This is a genomic window from Granulicoccus phenolivorans DSM 17626 = NBRC 107789 = JCM 15570, assembly GCF_000423085.1.
Lineage (GTDB): Bacteria > Actinomycetota > Actinomycetes > Propionibacteriales > Propionibacteriaceae > Granulicoccus > Granulicoccus phenolivorans.
On record NZ_AUHH01000009.1, the window covers coordinates 138,766 to 154,388 of the forward strand.

Sequence of the window (15,623 nt, forward strand, 5' to 3'; positions counted from 1 at the left end):
TGGTGCAACTGACCAAAAGGAGTGTCGCCCTCGTGCGCTCTCGGTCGCGGCCCTTGGCCGGGCCGGGAGAGGTACGCAGGGTTGGTGGCCAAGCCGCTCGCGTGGCTGATGGGGAAGGAGAGAGCATTGTCGCTCACTCGTGACGACTGGACCCTGGATGCAAAGTGTCAGGGGATGCAGGACGCGCTTTTCGCCGAGGGTGCCCACCAGAAGAAAGCCCGCGTGGTCTGTCGGGATTGCCCGGTGCGCACCGAATGTCTGGCCGAAGCGCTGGACAACCGCATCGAATGGGGGGTGTGGGGCGGGATGACCGAGCGAGAGCGCCGGCACCTGCTGCGCGTCCGCACCGATGTGTCGTCGTGGCGCTCACTGCTGTGCGGCAAGGAGGGTTCCGACCAGCCGAAGTGACGTCAGGTCGGTCACATCGGTGGCCAGCGCCGGCACCTGCTGCAGCGGTACCTGCGGCAGTCGGTCGGCAAAGGACGCGATCATTCGCTGCTCGCGTTCGATGATCGTCATCCGGTTCAGGTGGCGGCCCAGGGTCAGCCGCTCGACCCGCTGTGTCTCGGGGTCCAATTCGTCGATCAGCACCTGCGTCCGGGAGATCGACAGATCCAGCCGGCTGCCGTGGACCCGGTTGATCACGGTGCCGGCCAGCGGCATCTTGGTGTCCAGCAGTCGATCGATGAAGTAGTTCGCCTCCCGCAGCGAATCCCGCTCCGGTGCGGAGACCACGACGAACTGGGTCTGCGCGGAGGAAAAGGCCTGCAGGGTCTTGTTGGCCCGCTCCCGGAAGCCGCCGAACAGGGCCTCGAAGGCGGTCACGAAGGTCTGCACATCGGTGAGCAACTGGCTGCCGAGGACCTTGTTCATCACATCGGTCATCATCTTCACCCCGAATCCCATCAGCCGCATCGGGCCGCGGGTGGGGGTGAGCAGCAGGCGCAGCACCTTCCCGTCGAGCAGCGAACTCAGGTGCTCCGGCGCGTCGAGGAAATCCAGGGCCGAGCGCGAGGGCGGGGTGTCGACGATGATCAGGTCCCAGCGCCCGGTCTCCTCGGCCTGCTTGCGCAGCTGGCCGACCCGTTCCATCGCCATGTACTCCTGCGTTCCGGAGAACGAGGTCGACAGCGCTTGATAGAACTGGTTCTGCAGGATCTGCTGGGCGTTCTCCGGGGTGGCGTGGGAGGACACCACGTCGTCGAAGGTCCGCTTCATGTCCAGCATCATCGCGTCGAGCGAGCCACCGTTGGCCGCCTCGATCCGGGTCACCGCCTGCGGGGTGTTGTCCAGGTGTTCCACCCCCAGGGACTGCGCCAGGCGCCGGGCCGGGTCGATGGTGAGGACGACCACCTTGCGGCCCTGCTCGGCGGCCCGCAGGGCCAAGGCCGCCGACGTGGTGGTCTTGCCCACCCCGCCGGACCCGCAGCACAGGATCACCTGGATCGAGGTGTCGGCGAGCAGCCGGTCGATGTCCAGCCGGGTCGACCGGGCGGGGGAGTCGGTCTGGTCGGTCACGGGTTTACCTCCTGCGCCAGGGCCTTCGCGAGCACCCGGGCCACGTGGTTGATGGTGGTGTGGTCGATCCCGGCAGCGATCTCGGGGATATCGACCAGCGGCAGCTCGTGGTCGACCAACTGCTGGCGGCACAGCCGCTCGTCCTTGATCTGGTTCGCCTCGCCGGCCAGCTCGTACTTGACGCCCGCGGTCTGTTCGTCGGTGAAGCCCGGCACGTTCAGCGGCAGTTCCTGCTTGACCGCCAACTCCAGCTCGGCGTCGGTGAACGGGGTCCGGGTCACCCGGTTGCAGACCACCGAACCGAGCGCGAAGCCGGTTTTCCGCAGGTCCGCCACCGCCTCCAAGGTCTCGGTGACCGGCATGTCCTCCAGCAGGGTCACCACATGCACCACGGTGTGCCGGGATTTGAACACCGCGGTGATCGAGTCCGCCTGCCGCCGGATCGGGCCCACCTTCGCCAGGTCCGACACCGCGTCGGCGACATTGAGGAAGGGGATGATCCGGCCGGTGGGCGGGGCGTCCAGGACGACCGCGTCGTAGGCGTTGCGCATCCCCTTGAGTTTGCGGCGGGCCGCCTCGTACACCTTGCCGGTCAGCAGGATGTCCTTGAGGCCCGGGGCGATCGAGGTGGCGAAGTCGACAAAGCCGAACCGGTCCATCGCCCGGCCCGCCAGGCCCAGGTGATAGAAGGTCTCGAGGTACTCCATCAGCGCGTCCTCGGCGTTGATCGACAGGCCGAAGACATGGCCGCCGGCCGCGGTGCGATCCAGTTTGCGCTCCTGGCTCTTGGTCAGCGGCTCGATCTGGAGCAACTCGCTGATCCCGTGCCGCTGCTCGACCTCGCACAACAACACGCGGCGGCCCTCGGTGGCCAGGGCCCAGGCCAGGCCCGCGGCCACCGTCGTCTTGCCCGTGCCGCCCTTGCCCGTCACCACGTGCAGGAGATGGGCCGGTCCGTCCGCCTCAGTCATGGACACAGGCTAGTGCGCCACGTCGCGCCGCGGGAGCCCCCTGCGCGAAGTCGGGGAATCGGCCCGCCCGCCGGGCTCCGGGCTCGAGCCTCGGCTTGGGCACGCTGGTCTAGGGTTGATCCATGACCAAGTGGGAATACGCAACGGCGCCGCTCCTGGTGCACGCAACCAAGCAGATCCTGGACAACTGGGGCGCCGACGGCTGGGAACTGGTCAGTGTGGTGCCCGGCCCGAACCCCGATTCGCTGGTGGCGTACTTCAAGCGCCCGCTGGCCGCATGAGTACGCCCGGACAGCGCCTGGCCGAGCTCGGCCTGAGCCTGCCGCCGGTCGCGGCCCCGCTGGCGGCGTACGTGCCGGCGGTACGCCAGGGCACCCAGGTGGTGACCTCCGGGCAATTGCCGGTGGTCGCCGGGACGCTGACGTACGCCGGGAAGGTCGGCGCCGAGGTGAGTGTCGAGCAGGCCACCGAGGCCGCCCGGACGGCCGCGCTGAACGCGCTGGCGGCGGTGGCGAGTCTGGCCGGCGGCCTCGACAACATCACCCGGATCGTGAAGCTGGTGATCTACGTCGCCTCGGCCCCGGACTTCACCGGGCAGCCGCAGGTCGGCAACGGCGCCTCCGAACTGGTCGCGGAGATCTTCGGCGAGGCCGGTCAGCATGCGCGCAGCGCGGTCGGCGTCGCCGTGCTGCCGCTGAATGCGCCGGTCGAGATCGAGGTGACCGCGGAGGTCGCGGTCGATGAGTGAGGCACAGCTGATCGAACCGGGGCTGATCCTGGCCGACAACCCGGGACCGATGACACTGGACGGCACCAACACCTGGCTGATCGCCGGAGGGCAGCACATCGGTGGCACGATCCTGGTCGATCCGGGGCCGACCGATCCGCAGCACTTGGCCGCGATCGACGAGCGGACCGGCGGCCGGGTCGCCGAGATCTGGGTCACCCACCATCACATCGACCACATCGAGGCGGCGTACCCGCTGGGGGAGAAGTACGGGGCCCCGGTGCGTACCTTCGAACCCGAGCGGAGCACCGGCGACCCGCTGGTCGATGGGGTGAGCCTGGACCTGGCGTACGCCACGCTGCAGGTCCATCACACCCCCGGCCATTCCTTCGACTCGATCTGCTTCGTGCTGGACTCGGAGTCGGGGACCCGCCTGTTCACCGGCGACACCGTCCTCGGCCGCGGCACCACGATCATTGCCAGTCCGTCGGGGAACCTGACCGATTACCTGAAGAGCCTGGAGTGGCTGCGGGCCACCGTGACCGAACGGGGGATCGATCGCATCCTGCCCGGCCACGGGGAGATCATCGAGGACCCGAGCGCGGCCCTGAACGCCCTGTGGGCCCACCGGATGCAGCGGCTGGACCAGATTCGGGAGGCGTGGGCCAACGGGGCCCGCACCGCCGCCGAGGTCGTCGAGCAGGTGTACACCGATCTGGACCCGAAACTGGTCTGGGCGGCGCAACACTCGGCGCGGGCCCAATTGGACTATCTGGCCAGCCGGGGCGAGGCCGAGTACGACCCGGCCGATACCGCGCGGCTGCGCGCGGCGGGGGTGCACCCGGAGTCCTCCTAGGATCCTCCGGGCACCCCGCCGGTCAGCGGGCCCGGCGCTGCAGGCGCTGACGCTCGATCAACAGGACCGACCGGGGCTCCAGGCGGATCCAGCCCCGGGCGACGAAGTCCGCCAGGGCCTTGTTCACCGTTTCGCGGGAGGCGCCGACCAGCTGGGCCAGTTCCTCCTGAGTGAGTTCGTGATGGACGATGATCCCGTCGTCGGCCTGTTCGCCGAATCGATCGGCCAGATCCAGCAGCGCCTTGGCGACCCGCCCGGGCACATCGGAGAAGACCAGATCCGACATCACATCGTTCGCCCGCCGCAGCCGACCGGCCAGTTGGGCCAGCAGGCCCCGGGCGACCTCGGGCCGGCCTTCCAGCCAGGTGGCCAGATCGCTGTGCTCGAGGACCCGCACCTCGGACTTGGTGATGGCGCTGGCGGTCGAGGACCGCGGACCCGGATCGAACACCGACAACTCACCGAACATCTGGCCCGGGCCGAGCACGGCCTGCAGGTTCTCCCGTCCGTTCGAACCGTGCTTGCTCAGCTTCATCTTCCCCGAGATGACGACGTACAACTGGTCCCCGGCATCGCCTTCCTGAAACAGCGCGGCGCCCTTGTTCAGCTTGATGGTTCCCATCGCCGAAGACAGCGCGGCGAAGGCTTCCTCATCCAACTCGCGGAACAGGGGAGCCTGCCTCAACACTGCGTGCGTATCAATCACTTCCACTCCTAGACCTGTGGTCTTGCTCACAGTATCCGCTCCGGCCCACTCCGGGCGATCGATGCGGACATCCGGCCCCGGGCAACCCCGGCTCGGCGTCACAACGGTCAGTAATCTTGCCCCATGACCGACGGTTCCGATTCCCGCCCGGCCGAGGACGCCAAGCCGCCGCTCGCCCTGGTCCGCCGCGCCCGCCGGATGAACCGGATCCTCGGCGAGACCTACCCGGACGCCCGGGCCGAACTCGATTTCGAGAATCCGTGGCAGTTGCTGGTGGCGACCGTGCTCTCGGCCCAGTCGACCGATGTCCGGGTCAATCAGGTGACCAAGGTCCTGTTCGCCCGCTACCCCGATGCCCGGGCCCTGGCCGAGGCGAACCCCGCCGAGGTCGAGGAGATCATCCACCCCGTCGGCTTCTTCCGGGCCAAGACCGACACCCTGCTGCGCCAGAGCCGGCAGTTGGTGGAGCAGTACGACGGGCAGGTGCCGCGGAAGCTGGACCAACTGGTCGAACTGCCCGGGGTGGGCCGCAAGACCGCCAACGTCGTTCTCGGCAACGCCTTCGGTGTCCCCGGGATCACCGTCGACACCCACTTCAAGCGGCTGGTGCGGCGTTTCGGCTGGACCACCGAGGAGGATCCGGACCGGATCGAGGCCGCGGTCGGACGGCTCTTTCCGCGCAAGGACTGGACGCAGTTGTCGCACAATGTGATCTGGCACGGCCGGCGCCGCTGCCATGCCCGCAACCCGGCCTGCGGCGCCTGCCCGGTGGCTGCGCTGTGCCCGGCGTACGGGGAGGGGACGATCGATCCGGTCAAGGCGGCGAAGCTTGTCCGGGAGCCGCGGCGATGACGCGGGCCGGTGCGCTGCGGTGGGTCGGCAGTGTTGTCGCGACGGCGGTGTTGCTCGCGGTCACCGCCTGTACGCCGCAGACGGGCGCGTTGAGCCCGACCGGGCAGCCGTCCGGGACCGATCTGGTCGGGGCGAGCGACACCTCCGGGGTGCTGGCGCAGCGCCGGGCGGCCGGCATCGCCGATTGTCCGGCCTCCGATCCGAGTGTGGCGGCCCGGCCGGACGGGTTGCCGGAGCTGACCCTGGACTGTCTCGGCGGCGATTCCCGGGTCCGGCTGGCCGGGCTGCGCGGCACGCCGATGGTGTTGAACGTCTGGGCGCAATGGTGCGGACCCTGCCGGGCCGAGGGACCGTACCTGGCCGAGGTCCAGCAGCGGGCCGGGGACAAGGTCATGCTGCTGGGAATCGACTACGCCGATCCGCGACCCGACGCGGCGGTCGAAATGGCCGGCCAACTGGGGTGGACCTACCCGCACGTCACCGATCCGCACAAGGACACGGCCCTGTCGCTGCGGGTGGTCGGCCCCCCGCACACGGTCTTCGTCGATGCCGAGGGGCGTATCGTGTATCGGCATGCCGGTCAGCTGACCTCGACCGACCAACTGGTCGACCTGATCCGGACGCATCTGGGAGTGAACCTATGAGTGACCTGCCGGCCGGCCTGCCGCAGCCGCTGTGGAAACTGGCCGAGGCACTGCAGGACGAAGAGGCGACCGCCCGGCTGGTGGCCGATCGCCCGGGGCAGGGGGGCCGCCAGGCGGCGGTCCTCGCGCTGATCGCCGACCCGGGGGTCGGCGGCGACAACCCCGACATCGTGCTGATCGAACGCGCCACGACCCTGCGCAAACATGCCGGGCAGATTGCGTTTCCCGGCGGCTCCCAGGACCCGACCGACCCCACGCTGACCTTCACCGCCCTGCGCGAGGCGACCGAGGAGGTCGGCGTCGACCCGGGCACCGTCGAGGTCCTGGGCCAGCTGCCCCCGGCGCACGTCCTGGTCAGCGGCTTCGACGTGACCACCATCGTCGGCTGGTGGCGTACGCCCCACCCGCTGGCGGCGGTGGACCGCCAGGAGGTCGGCGCAGTGCACCGGGTGGACATCGGCCGGCTGACCGATCCGGCCAATCGGGCGGTCGCGGCCCATCCGCTGGGGTTCCGGGGGCCGGCCTTCCTCATCGATCACCTTTACATCTGGGGGCTGACCGCGGGACTGCTGGACGGCGTCCTGACCCTGGCCGGGTGGCAGCGGGACTGGGACCACCACCGCGAGGTGCCGATCCCGGACCGCTTCCTGACCGGACGCGCCCGGGATCTGGACAGTCGGGACCCCTCGGCGCACTGACTCGCACCTCCGCCGCCGGCCCGATTTTCGGCCGCCGGATTCCGGCGCCGGTCCCTCCCCGCACCCCGGCGCAGCCGAGGGAGCGCAGCCACTAGGCTCGCTCGCGGCACCTGAACAGGAGAGACCATGCACCACCCCTCTGCGTTGACCTCCGAGACCCGCGCGATGGCCCTCGAGGCGATGAGTGATCCCACCGGATTGGACGTGTTGGTGGTCGGCGGCGGGGTGACCGGCGCCGGCATCGCGCTGGACGCCGCGACCCGTGGACTGCGGACCGGAATTATCGAGATGCAGGACTGGGCGTCCGGGACGTCGGCCCGGTCCTCGCGGTTGGTCCACGGCGGACTGCGCTATCTCTATCAGCTCGATTTCCCGTTGGTCGCCGAGGCGCTCAAGGAGCGTGGTCGGCTGCTGCACACCATCGCCCCGCACCTGGTGACGGCCCAGCCGTTCCTGTGGCCGCTGCATACGCCGGTGATCGAACGGGCCTACTCCGCGATCGGGATCGGCGCCTATGACGCCCTGGCGGCGGTCGGCTCGCGGGAGACCGGGGCCGCGGTGCCGCGGCAGAAGCACTACGGCCGGGCCGGAGTCGCCCGGCTGTTCCCCGATGTGCGCCCGGAGGGGATGCGCGGCGCGATCCGGTTCTACGACGCCCGGGTCGATGATGCCCGGCTGGTGATCGACCTGGTGCGGACCGCCTCCGGCTACGGGGCGTACGCCGCCTCGCGGACCCAGCTGGTGGAGGTGACCCGCGGCGCCGACGGGCGGGTGGACGGCGCGGTGATCGAGGATCTGACCTCTGGCGAACAGCGCCGTGTGCGCGCCAGCCGGGTGATCCTGGCCACCGGTGTGTGGACCGAGGAGACTCAGGCCCTGGCCGGCGAGCAGGGCCTGTCGGTGCTGGCCTCCAAGGGGATTCACCTGCTGTTCCCGAAGGACCGGATCAAGGGCTCCACTGGCCTGTTCCTGCGCACCGAGAAGTCGGTGCTGTTCATCATTCCGTGGCAGCGCTACTGGGTGATCGGCACCACCGACACGCCGTGGGACGAGCCGGTCCGCCACCCCGTGCCGACCAGCGCCGACATCGACTATGTGCTGGAGCACGCCAACGCGGTGCTCTCCTCCGACCTGACCCGCGCGGACATCATCGGAACCTACGCCGGGCTGCGCCCGCTGCTGCAGCCGACGGCCGCGAAGGGCTCCTCGGCGAAGGTCTCCCGGGAACACACCGTGCTGGAGGTGGCGCCCGGGCTGATCTCGATCGCGGGCGGCAAGCTGACCACCTATCGGGCGATGGCCCAGGACGCCGTCGACTTCGCCCTCGGCCCGGAGACCAGCAAGGAACTGCCCTCGGTCACCGCCCGTACGCCGCTGGTCGGCGCTGAGGGCTACCCCGCGGCCCGCCGGGCGTTCGCCCGGGTGGCCACCGAGCGCGGCTGGTCCGACGACCTGGTCGATCATCTGTTGAGCCGCTACGGCAGCGAAGTATTCGAACTGCTGCGCCTGATCGAGGAGGATCCGAGTCTGGCCGAACCGATCCCCAGCGCACCGCCCTATCTGCGCGCCGAGGTGGCCTGGGCCATCCGGATGGAGGGGGCGCTGCACCTGGAGGACATCCTGATGCACCGGATCCGGCTCGACCAGGAACACCGCGACCGGGGCGTCTCGGCGCTGGCCGACATCGCCGAGATCGCCGCCCCGCTGCTCGGCTGGGATGCCGCCACCGCGCAGGCCGAACAGCAGAATTGGCGCGACCAGGTGGCCGCCGAGCAGGCGGCGGAGGCGACCGACAACGACGCCGCCGCCGCACGGGCGCGGCTGCAGGCGCCGGACCTGATCCCGGTGCACGTGCCGATTCCCTGACCCGCGCGGCTCAGCCGGCCACGGCCAGGGCGAACGGCAGCACCTCGGCCGCTCCGGCCCGGCGCAGTGCCCGGCCCGCCACGGTCATCGTCCAGCGGGAGTCGATCAGGTCGTCGACCAGCAGCACCGGCCCGGCCAGGCTCGGCAACTGCTGGGCCATCGGGGCGGGCACGAGGAACCGGTCGACCACGGCCGCGAGCCGGTAGGCACTGTTGCCCCGGGCCGGGATCCCCGGGGCGTCCGGGGCAACCTCGAGGTCGCCGAGATCGGTCAGCCGGCCCACCCGGGCCAATCCCTCCACCGTGGAGCGGATCAGCCCCGGGCGGGACCGCGACCCGATGCCGGCCACCGCGACCGGTCGGGTGGACCAGCCCCAGGCCGAGAGCACCTCGATACACGCCCGGGCCAGGGCCGGGGTCAGCTCGGTGTCGACGGGCCGGCCGTCGGCATCGGTGGTCAGCAACTCCCGCAGGGCCGGGCCGTAGCCGAGGTCGGTCAGCCGGGAGATCGCCCGCCCCGACCCGACCGACTCGGTCGACTTGAGACGGCCCTTCAGCGCAACCCCGAGCCGGTCCATCCCGGTGGGCCAGCTGGTCCGCGGTTCGACCTCCACCCCCGGCCGGTGCAGACCCTCATCGGCGGTCTCGGCCCAGTCGGTCGGCACGTCGGTGGCGTACCAGACCGGCCGCCCGGCCGCCCGCAGGCAGTTGTCGCAGCGACCGCAGGGGGCGGCCGCGGGATCGTCCAGCTGGCGGGTGAGGAACTCCATCCGACAGCCGTCGGTGCGTTCGAACTCCAGCATCGCCCGCTGCTCGGCCTCGCGGGCGGCGGCGATCCGGGCGTACCGCTCGGCGTCGTAGACCCAGGGCTTGCCGGTCGCCACCCAGCCGCCCTTGACCTTCTCCACCGCATCGTCGACCGCCAGCACCTTCAGCAGCAGCTCCAGCGGGCTGCGGCGCAGATCCACCCGGGTCTCCAGCGCCGGGACGCTCAACGGGCCGGGGGCGTCGCGCAACGCGGCCAGCACGGCATCGGCCTTGGCCTGACTCGGCATCGACGCGGTGGCGAAGTAGCGCCAGATGTCGCGATCCTCGGTGCCCGGCAGGAGCAGCACATCGGCGCTCGCGGTGGCGCGCCCGGCCCGACCCACTTGCTGGTAATAGGCCACCGGTGAGGAGGGGGCGCCCAGATGCACGACGAAACCCAGGTCGGGTTTGTCGAATCCCATGCCCAGGGCACTGGTGGCCACCAGCGCCTTGACCCGGTTCTGCTTGAGATCGTCCTCCAGCCGTTCGCGATCCTGCGGGTCGGTCCGACCGGTGTAGGCGCGGACCGCGTGCCCGTGCTCGGCCAGCAGCCGCGCGGTGTCCTCGGCCGCGGAGATCGTCAGCGCATAGATGATGCCGGAGCCGGGCAGCTCGTTCAGGTGGGCCAGCAGCCAGCCCAGCCGCTGCCGCGAGGTCTGCAACTGCAGCACCCCCAGCCGCAGCGAATCGCGGGCCAGCGCCCCGCGTACGGTGAACACCTGCTGGCTGGTGCCGTCCAGCCGCACCCCGAGCTGTTCCTCGATGTCGGCGATCACCCGGAAGTTGGCCGTCGCGGTCGTCGCCAGCACCGGAACCCCGTCCGGCAGATCGGCGATCAGGTCCCGGATGCGTCGATAGTCGGGGCGGAAATCGTGCCCCCAGTCGGAGATGCAGTGCGCCTCGTCGATCACCAACAGCCCCAGGTCGGCCACCAGATGCGGCAGGACGTGCTCCCGGAAAGCGGGGTTGGTCAGCCGTTCGGGGGAGACCAGCAGCAGATCGATGTCCCCACTGCGCAACTCGGCGATGATGTCGTCCCACTCGGTCGGGTTGCTGGAGTTGATCGCCGCCGTGCGTACGCCCGCCCGCGCCGCGGCCTCGGTCTGATCACGCATCAGCGACAGCAGCGGGGACACGATCAGCGTCGGGCCCGCGCCGTGCAGGCTCCGGCGCAGCCGACAGGCGACGAAATACACCGCCGACTTGCCCCAGCCGGTCCGCTGGACCACCAGGGCCCGCTGCCGATGGGCCACCAGCGCTTCGATCGCTTCGAACTGGCCGTCGCGGAACTCGGCGTCGGGCACGCGGGTGAGATCCCGCAGGATGGCGGTCGCGGCTTCCCGCAGGTCAGGGGTGTGCTCTGGGGTCATGGCTCCAGTCAACCCGATGGGACCGACAAAAAATCAGTCTGCCTGTGGATAACTGGGCCGGCGGCTACTTCTTGGCCTCGCAGCCGACGCCGTCGCCGTCGCGATCCAGGTGCGGGCCGTAGCCGGGCTGACCGATCCGAACCGGGGCACCGCCACGGTTGCGGGCCTCGGTGCAGTTCTTGTACGCCCCGCCGGCCCCGGTACCCGGACCCGAGCCGCCCCCGGTCCTGCTGCCGGACTGCGTGGAGTCGGAGTCGGACAGGGCCCGCTTGCTGGGCGGCGCACCGGACTTCCCGGTGGTGGATCCGGTCCCGGAGTTGCTGTCGGGTTGCGGGGCGGGCTGCGGCTGCGGATTCCCGGTGGGACTGGGGGTCGGGGCCACATCGCCGGCGCCCACGCCCGGCCACGGGTCGGCCGACGCCGCGGGCTGATTGCAGTCGAGCAGCAACCGTTCCATCGCGTCGAACTCGGGCTGGGTGACCCACAGGCCGTACTTGTGCTTGACCGCGACCTGCCGCGCCACGTACTCGCACCGGTAGGAGGTCTTCGGAGGGAGCCAGGTCGCGGCGTCCCCGTCACCCTTCTGCTGGTTCAGGCTCGTCTCCACCGCCAGCAGGTTCAGCGGGTCGTTGCCGAACTCCACCCGGCGATCCGACGAAAATCCCTGGGCCCCGGTCTGCCAGGAATTCGACAGGGACACGACATGATCGATCTCGATATTATTGCCGTTTCCACGAATGAAATCGAAGGAATTTCCGGAATAGGGTGAGGTGAGATTTCCGGTCAGGACCACGCACCCGTTCGAGCGTACGGTGATCTGGGTGAGGTCTCGGCGCAAGACATCATTGCGGGTGTCGCAGCCATTGCGGTCGACATCCTCGCGCCACTTGAACAGCGCGGAGTCGTACCCGGCCCCGGAGGCACGATCGGTGATGGTGAGCTGATAGAGCATCGCCAGGGCGGAACCGGGTCGGGCGGTCCGCGGCGTTGCGGTGGCGGTGGTAGTCGCATCGGGGGCGGACACCCCACCCCGGGACGAGGTGCTCCGGGGGGTGGCGGCCGCGCCGGAGGCGGTGGCGGCCGCGCCGGCCCGATCGGTGTCGGCGCTCGGTTCCGCGCTGGTCTCGGCGGAGCGTCCCGTGCAACTGGCCAGCAGCAGCACGACGATCACGATCACCACAACCAGGCAGCCGCAGCCCTTCAGCTTGTTCATGACCCCTACCCGTCGAGAATGTGCCACCGGAAATCCCGGGCATGTTGATTGGTTAAGTTCTGCACACTATCCCGCGCGGCCCGGTTCCGGGTAATCGAGCCGACAGGGACAGCCCAAAAAGCGTCGTGGCTTGCCGGCGTCGACGTACTCGAGCCATCTGTCCACGCTTTTGCGGACAATTCTTTCGGAATGAACCATTGCCGTATCCAGCCGAGCAGGAGAACTATTGAACCCAGCAATGTGATTGATCCGGGAGGCCCCGATGACCGAAATTCGTAGCATCGGTAATCACCTTTACGCAGCCCCGGGGTGGACCGGTGCCCAGCCTCGGGACTGACCGAGGGGCACGCTCGGGCGTACGGCTGACCGAGCTGATGGCGGCGATCTCGCTGGCCACCGATCTGGGGACCGGTCAGCCACTGGAGTTGGCCCTGCGTACCTGCCGATTGTCGGCCGCAGTGGCCGGCCACCTGGGGGTGGACTCCGGGATTGCTTCCGACATCCATTACACCGCCCTGCTGCGATTCCTCGGCTGTACCGCCGACGGACCGGACGTGGCCCGCCTTGCCGGCGGTGACAACGTCGGATTCTTCGCCGCGATGGCGCCGGTGACCAATGGCAGCAACGCCGAGATGATGCGGACGCTGGTGCGCAGCCTGGGCCGGGACCAGCCGCCGCTGCGCCGGGTACGCCTGGTCGCTGGCGCGCTTGCCGACCCCCGGGCCGGGGCCCGCTCGCTGTCGGCGCACTGTGAGGTGGGAGCGCGGCTGGCGACCAGGCTCGGCCTGGGGGAGGGGGTGGTCGAGGCGCTGGCCCACGCTTACGAGCGGTGGGACGGCTACGGCGTTCCGGATCGGCAGGCGGGCGAGGCGATTCCGTTTCCGGTTCGAGTCGTCATGGTGGCCCGTGATGCGGTGCTGTGGCAACGGCTGGGGGGAACCCAGGGCGCGGTGGACGTGCTGACCCGGCGCCGGGGCCATGCCTACGATCCGGCCGTGGTCGATGCGATCCTCGCGATCGGGCTGGACACTCCCGAGGCCGACGACCTCTGGGACGAGATCCTGGCGCTGGAGCCGGCGCCGGTACGCCGGGTGGGGGAGGACGACCTCGATCGGGCACTGGCAGCGGTCGGGGACTTTGCCGATCTGCGCGCTGCCTGGACCCGGAGTCACTCGTCGCGCCTCAGCGCGTTGGCGGCAGCCGCCGGGGCGGCGTACGGGCTGGCCGAGGATGAGGTGACCACCCTGCGTCGGGCCGGGTTGGTGGCCGACCTCGGGGCAGTGGGGGTCTCGCAGGGCAACTGGGCGAAGGCCCGAACCCTCGGGCCCGAGAGCAATGAACAGGTCCGGTTGCACCCCTATCTGTCCGAACGGGTGCTCACCCGCTGCTCCGGGCTCGGCACTATCGCCGCTTGTGCCGGCACCCACCACGAGCGACTCGACGGATCCGGCTATCACCGCGGCACCAGCGCACCCCAGCTGTCACCGGTGGCCCGGCTCCTGGCGACGGCCGAGGCGTGGGTGAGTCTGGGGGAGGACCGGCCGGGCCAGGGAGCCTGCTCCGCCGGCGCGGCTCGGGACCTGCTGCGGGCCGAGGTTTCCGCGGGCCGGATGGACGACTCCATCCTGGCGGCGGTCCTTGCCGCCGCGGGAGCGGCCGATCATCGGCGCCGGGAGGCGCATCCGGGTGGCTTGTCGGACCGGGAGGTCGAAGTGCTTCGGCTGATCGCTCGTGGAGCGCGCAACCGGGACGTGGCCGCGCAGCTGTCCATTTCACCCAAGACCGTGGGCCACCACGTCGCGCACATCTACACCAAGATCGGGGTGACCACCCGGCCGGGTGCTGCCCTGTTCGCCATGGAGCACCACCTGTTGGATCGGCCGCCGGAATACGGCGTTCGCCCGATGCGCGGGTGAGCGCCCGATTTCTACGCTCAATTTCCGGACCCAATCATCACGAAGAGGGTGGCAACGACACGGACATTCACTATGAGGAATTCGGCGACGGGCCGCCCCTGCAGCAGTTGGCTGTAGCGGGCCGAATCACCGATGCGGTCGAGCACTTCTTCCGCTGGGCCAGCAGCCGGACCTCCGGCGGGAATGCCTATGACGGGTTCGGTCCGGCCCTGCAGGCGGCGTTGCGGGACTCGGCTCCGGCCCTGCTGGGTGAACGCCGGGGTGGCACCGGGGCGTACCTCACCCCGGAGCTGATCGGGAAGGTCGAATGCCCGGTGACCTGCCTGCTCGGCGATCTCACCAACCCGGTACTGGCCGGGGGGACCGACCGCATCGTTGGAGTGCTCCCGCAGGCGGAACTGGTCCCGATCGCGGGTGCGGGCCATGCGTTGCCGTTCGATCAGCCGGAGAAGTTCGCGGCTGCCGTTCGCGCGGCCTGCCGCCCGCGCGAGGAAAGCCCACGCTGACCGAGTCACCATCTGCCAACCGGCCGCCGGAATAGGGCGTTCGCCCGATGCGCGGGGAAGGGCCCGATTTCTACGCTGGATTCCAGGACACATTCACCACACAGCAGGACACAATCACCACGAAGAGGGTGGCAACGATGCCTACCGTACACATCGACGACACAGACATTCACTACGAGGAGTCCGGGGACGGGCCGACACTGCTCCTGATCCACGGGAGCGGTGGAGGCGGGATCGCCTGGGAGGACATGGTCGAGCGGCTGGCTCCGGAGTTCCGGGTGATCGCGTACGACCGGCGGGGGTTCGGGCGCTCGGCCGGTCCGCCGGCGTCGGACTTCCATCGCGACGGTCGGGACGCGGCCGGGCTGCTGCGGGCGCTGGATGCCTCTCCGGCCGCGGTCCTCGGCTGGAGCGGGGGTGGCATCGTCGCCCTGGATCTGGCTATATTCGACCCGGAGTTGGTGCGTACGCTCGTGTTTGCCGAGCCGCCCCTGTACCTGATGTCCAACCCACTGACCCCGGCGACCGGAGCGGTGTTCGGCACCGTGCAAGAGCTGGCCGGGAGCGGGCGGGTCACCGAGGCGGGCGAGCACTTCTTCCGCTGGGCGTCCAGCCGGACCACCGGCGGCAACGCCTACGACGACATGGCTCCGGCCGTGCAGGTCGCGATGCGGGACTCGGCGCCGGCGGTGATGGCCGACCTCCAGGGCGGCACCGGTGAGTACCTCACCCCGGAGATGATCGGGGCCATCGCCTGCCCGGTCACCTGCCTGCTCGGCGAGCTGACCCATCCGGACATCGTCGGCGGGACCGACCGGCTCATGCGGCTGCTCCCGCAGGCCGAACTGGTCCCGATCCCGGGAGCCGGTCATGCTCTGCATTTCGACCAGCCGGACACGTTCGAGACCGCCGTCCGGGCCGCCTGCCGAGCGAGGACGGAGAGCAACCGCTGAGGCCCGGCGCGACACCGGTGC

General features: G+C 70.1%; 16 protein-coding genes. 11 read left to right on the plus strand and 5 right to left on the minus strand.

The annotated features are described in order from the left end of the window. Positions 1 to 108: 108 nt before the first annotated feature. Positions 109 to 408 carry a WhiB family transcriptional regulator gene (locus G531_RS0104875; RefSeq protein ID WP_026926390.1) on the plus strand — a complete coding sequence of 100 codons (300 nt, stop codon included), beginning with the start codon at positions 109 to 111 and terminating at the stop codon, positions 406 to 408. Here the strand turns inward: G531_RS0104875 and G531_RS0104880 are convergent. Both G531_RS0104880 and G531_RS0104885 read right to left on the minus strand, forming a co-directional pair. Further along, entirely contained in the window at positions 367 to 1,518 is a 1,152-nt protein-coding gene (locus G531_RS0104880) for an ArsA family ATPase (RefSeq protein WP_035757462.1), read from the minus strand. The genes G531_RS0104875 and G531_RS0104880 overlap by 42 nt on opposite strands. Then, a complete protein-coding gene (locus tag G531_RS0104885) occupies positions 1,515 to 2,489 on the minus strand; it encodes an ArsA-related P-loop ATPase (protein WP_026926392.1) in 975 nt (324 codons plus the stop codon). Before G531_RS0104885 ends, G531_RS0104880 begins: the two co-directional genes overlap by 4 nt. Positions 2,490 to 2,611: 122 nt before the next feature. On the opposite strand from G531_RS0104885, the gene sp36 reads away from it, so the two are divergent. From sp36 to G531_RS20495, 3 genes are read left to right on the plus strand one after another with little or no spacing between them, the layout of a single operon-like run. Beyond that, on the plus strand, positions 2,612 to 2,770 hold the full coding sequence (gene sp36, locus G531_RS26090; RefSeq protein ID WP_145978582.1) for a Sp36 family protein: 159 nt from the start codon (positions 2,612 to 2,614) through the stop codon (positions 2,768 to 2,770). Beyond that, positions 2,767 to 3,237, plus strand: a complete 471-nt coding sequence (locus tag G531_RS0104895) for a RidA family protein (RefSeq protein ID WP_026926393.1) — start codon at positions 2,767 to 2,769, stop codon at positions 3,235 to 3,237. The genes sp36 and G531_RS0104895 overlap by 4 nt, the downstream gene beginning before the upstream one ends. Beyond that, complete coding sequence (locus G531_RS20495) at positions 3,230 to 4,072, plus strand: MBL fold metallo-hydrolase (protein ID WP_051215052.1); 843 nt, start codon at positions 3,230 to 3,232, stop codon at positions 4,070 to 4,072. The genes G531_RS0104895 and G531_RS20495 overlap by 8 nt, the downstream gene beginning before the upstream one ends. A gap of 22 nt (positions 4,073 to 4,094) precedes the next feature. Here the strand turns inward: G531_RS20495 and G531_RS0104905 are convergent, their stop codons facing one another. Then, on the minus strand, positions 4,095 to 4,778 hold the full coding sequence (locus G531_RS0104905; RefSeq protein WP_373277282.1) for a Crp/Fnr family transcriptional regulator: 684 nt from the start codon (positions 4,776 to 4,778) through the stop codon (positions 4,095 to 4,097). A gap of 123 nt (positions 4,779 to 4,901) precedes the next feature. Here G531_RS0104905 and nth point away from each other — a divergent pair, with 123 nt between their 5' ends. The 4 genes from nth (at position 4,902) to G531_RS0104925 (ending at position 8,838) form a co-directional block, all read left to right on the plus strand. Continuing rightward, on the plus strand, positions 4,902 to 5,630 hold the full coding sequence (gene nth, locus G531_RS0104910; protein ID WP_026926395.1) for an endonuclease III: 729 nt from the start codon (positions 4,902 to 4,904) through the stop codon (positions 5,628 to 5,630). Next, positions 5,627 to 6,274, plus strand: coding sequence for a TlpA family protein disulfide reductase (locus tag G531_RS20500; protein ID WP_026926396.1), 648 nt, complete (start codon positions 5,627 to 5,629; stop codon positions 6,272 to 6,274). The genes nth and G531_RS20500 overlap by 4 nt, the downstream gene beginning before the upstream one ends. After that, a complete protein-coding gene (locus tag G531_RS20505; protein ID WP_081683828.1) occupies positions 6,271 to 6,972 on the plus strand; it encodes an NUDIX hydrolase in 702 nt (233 codons plus the stop codon). The genes G531_RS20500 and G531_RS20505 overlap by 4 nt, the downstream gene beginning before the upstream one ends. Positions 6,973 to 7,098: 126 nt before the next feature. After that, on the plus strand, positions 7,099 to 8,838 hold the full coding sequence (locus G531_RS0104925) for a glycerol-3-phosphate dehydrogenase/oxidase (RefSeq protein ID WP_026926397.1): 1,740 nt from the start codon (positions 7,099 to 7,101) through the stop codon (positions 8,836 to 8,838). A gap of 10 nt (positions 8,839 to 8,848) precedes the next feature. Here G531_RS0104925 and G531_RS0104930 read toward each other — a convergent pair whose 3' ends face one another. After that, the gene (locus G531_RS0104930) at positions 8,849 to 11,014 is read right to left on the minus strand and encodes a RecQ family ATP-dependent DNA helicase (protein ID WP_026926398.1); all 2,166 of its coding nucleotides are present in this window, start codon (positions 11,012 to 11,014) and stop codon (positions 8,849 to 8,851) included. A gap of 64 nt (positions 11,015 to 11,078) precedes the next feature. After that, entirely contained in the window at positions 11,079 to 12,227 is a 1,149-nt protein-coding gene (locus G531_RS26390; RefSeq protein WP_051215053.1) for a GmrSD restriction endonuclease domain-containing protein, read from the minus strand. A gap of 317 nt (positions 12,228 to 12,544) precedes the next feature. Between G531_RS26390 and G531_RS26875 the strand changes: the two genes are divergently transcribed. From G531_RS26875 to G531_RS24385, 3 genes are all read left to right on the plus strand, one after another. Beyond that, positions 12,545 to 14,143 (plus strand): HD domain-containing phosphohydrolase, encoded by a 1,599-nt coding sequence (locus tag G531_RS26875; protein WP_035757464.1) that lies wholly within the window; start codon positions 12,545 to 12,547, stop codon positions 14,141 to 14,143. A 107-nt stretch (positions 14,144 to 14,250) separates the two neighbouring features. Continuing rightward, complete coding sequence (locus tag G531_RS0104945; RefSeq protein ID WP_026926399.1) at positions 14,251 to 14,649, plus strand: alpha/beta fold hydrolase; 399 nt, start codon at positions 14,251 to 14,253, stop codon at positions 14,647 to 14,649. Positions 14,650 to 14,786: 137 nt separating this feature from the next. Beyond that, entirely contained in the window at positions 14,787 to 15,602 is an 816-nt protein-coding gene (locus G531_RS24385; protein WP_051215055.1) for an alpha/beta fold hydrolase, read from the plus strand. Positions 15,603 to 15,623: the final 21 nt, after the last annotated feature.

Bases quoted from the DNA above. Each gene is read 5' to 3' on its own strand.
- G531_RS26390 (WP_051215053.1), bottom strand. From the start codon at position 12,227: ATGAACAAGCTGAAGGGCTGCGGCTGCCTGGTTGTGGTGATCGTGATC.
- G531_RS20495 (WP_051215052.1), top strand. From the start codon at position 3,230: ATGAGTGAGGCACAGCTGATCGAACCGGGGCTGATCCTGGCCGACAAC.
- G531_RS20505 (WP_081683828.1), top strand. From the start codon at position 6,271: ATGAGTGACCTGCCGGCCGGCCTGCCGCAGCCGCTGTGGAAACTGGCC.
- G531_RS0104925 (WP_026926397.1), top strand. From the start codon at position 7,099: ATGCACCACCCCTCTGCGTTGACCTCCGAGACCCGCGCGATGGCCCTC.
- G531_RS20500 (WP_026926396.1), top strand. From the start codon at position 5,627: ATGACGCGGGCCGGTGCGCTGCGGTGGGTCGGCAGTGTTGTCGCGACG.
- nth (WP_026926395.1), top strand. From the start codon at position 4,902: ATGACCGACGGTTCCGATTCCCGCCCGGCCGAGGACGCCAAGCCGCCG.
- G531_RS0104885 (WP_026926392.1), bottom strand. From the start codon at position 2,489: ATGACTGAGGCGGACGGACCGGCCCATCTCCTGCACGTGGTGACGGGC.
- G531_RS0104930 (WP_026926398.1), bottom strand. From the start codon at position 11,014: ATGACCCCAGAGCACACCCCTGACCTGCGGGAAGCCGCGACCGCCATC.
- G531_RS0104875 (WP_026926390.1), top strand. From the start codon at position 109: ATGGGGAAGGAGAGAGCATTGTCGCTCACTCGTGACGACTGGACCCTG.
- G531_RS24385 (WP_051215055.1), top strand. From the start codon at position 14,787: ATGCCTACCGTACACATCGACGACACAGACATTCACTACGAGGAGTCC.
- sp36 (WP_145978582.1), top strand. From the start codon at position 2,612: ATGACCAAGTGGGAATACGCAACGGCGCCGCTCCTGGTGCACGCAACC.
- G531_RS0104895 (WP_026926393.1), top strand. From the start codon at position 2,767: ATGAGTACGCCCGGACAGCGCCTGGCCGAGCTCGGCCTGAGCCTGCCG.